The 1883-nt window shown below is 73.7% G+C and carries 1 protein-coding gene; it reads right to left on the bottom strand.

The features are described from left to right. On the bottom strand, positions 1–1184 hold a 1184-nt coding region (locus ND748_RS31045), incomplete at its 3' end, for a S8 family serine peptidase (RefSeq protein WP_251749867.1). Positions 1185–1883 lie beyond the last annotated feature (699 nt).

The raw sequence follows: 1883 nt of genomic DNA, 5'->3' as shown, positions 1-1883 counted from the left end.
CCGCCGGAGCCGTCCGCGCTGCCGGAGCCGGCCTGAGCGGCGTCCGCGCCGGCGGGTGCCTGACCGGCCCTGCCCCAGCGGGTCGGGGTGGCCAGCAGGGGGTTGGCGGCGACGACCGGCACCGCCTTGGTCAGCGCGGCGGCGGGGTCGACGATGCCGAAACCGAACTCGACGTCGCGGCCCGGCGGCCCGGCGTCCCGCGCGGTGTAGATGAGCCGCTTGATGACGTTGGGCGCGTCCAGGTCCGGCCAGGCCGACCGGATGAGCGCGACCACGCCCGAGACGATCGCGGCCGAGTTGGAGGTGCCGGCGCCGGTGTCCAGGCCGTCCGGGGAGACCCTCGTCGGTACGGGGGCCCGGATGCCCGGGGCCGGGGCGGCGATGGCGGCCCGCGCTCCGCGGGACGAGCCGCGCCAGAAGTCGCCCCGCGCGGTCGAGCCGGTCACGGCGACGACACCCGGGATGTTCGCCGGTGAGTTGATCTCGGAATCGCCGGTCTCCACGTTGCCGGCGGAGGCGACCACGACCACGTCGTGGGCGAAGGCGTAGGCCACCGCCTCCCGCTCGTCGGGGGTCGCGGCGCCGGCCGAGCCGAGGGAGAGGTTGATGACGTCCGCGCCGAGATCGACGGCTCGGTGGATGCCGCGGGCGACCTCCGCCGAGTCCGCCTCGGCACCGGTCGAGATGGGCAGGATCCGGGCGGCCGGGGCGATGCCGCGCACCTCGGGCCGGCCGTTGTCGTTGCGCCCGGCGATCAGGCCCGCCATGGCCGTGCCGTGGCCGTCGGGATCGTCGTCGCGCCACCCGTCGACAGCCGCCCCCGGGCCGACCCCGGCGCCGGGCAGGACCTGGCCCTGCAGCTTCGGGTGGCCGGCGTCGACCCCGCCGTCGATGACCGCGACCACCGTCCCGGCGCCCTCGCTGACTGCCTGCGCCTGGGCGAGGCCGAGCACCGCGTGATACCACTGCGAGCCCTGCGCGGGGGCGACGGGGGCTGGGTTGGCGGCGGCCGGGTTGGCGGCGGCCGGGTCGGTGACAGCGGGTGTGGCGACGGCGGGTGTGGCGAGCAGGAGCCCACCGAGGACGGACACGACCAGTAGTGCCAGGACGGCCGGCACCGCCCCGAGGGCACGCTGCGGCACGACCGTCCCGCTGGGGCCGCTGGGCATGGCGCGGTGCTGCATGAGGGGGGTCCTGCCTCCCGGGACGTGCCACTCGGCGCGCTGAGGGGGATCACGGGTGGCCGGGCGGAAAGGCGCGATCGGCGTCACCGTGTGAGGCAGTTTTCCATATTGCCGGCTCTATGCGGGTCGTTGTCGAGAAGTAAACAGATACGCCCCTGTTGACGTGCTAAAGCGCAACCACCGGTGAGTCCCGGGTCCGCGCCGAGGCGCGCCGCGGTGCCGGGTGCGACGGGATGGCGCCGCTGCAGCGGACCGGCTACTACAATTAGTAATGTGTCGATTACGGTTGTGGATTGACTGTGTGGGCCAGCCCGTCGCGGCGGCTCGGCGCTGTTGTGTCCGCCTCCGGTGGACCGCCCCGAGTCACGCAGGATGCCGGATTTCGGGCGGAACATCCGTGGTGTTCCTGTTCTCGCCACGGTCGCGGGTGCCGCGGATATCCGGCGGATATCACCGCCGCCCGGCCCCGCCGTTCCGTTCGAACCAACTCTCACGTGAGGGTAGAGTTTGGGCGGCCGGATGCGGTGGCCGCGACGGGCCACCACGAGAGGGGCCACAGGGATGACCGAAAGAGGGGACGCCGGGGTGGGGGTCGGGCCTGACCGGCCGGCGCCGCCGCCCGGCCGGCTCTATGCGGGTCGTTGTCGAGAAGTAAACAGATACGCCCCTGTTGACGTGCTAAAGCGCAACCACCGGTGA

The sequence above is a fragment of the Frankia sp. AiPs1 genome (assembly GCF_023716945.1).
Classification (GTDB): Bacteria; Actinomycetota; Actinomycetes; order Frankiales; family Frankiaceae; genus Frankia.
The sequence above is the reverse complement of the archived record's forward strand: the minus strand, read 5'-3'. Positions and strand labels throughout refer to the sequence as shown.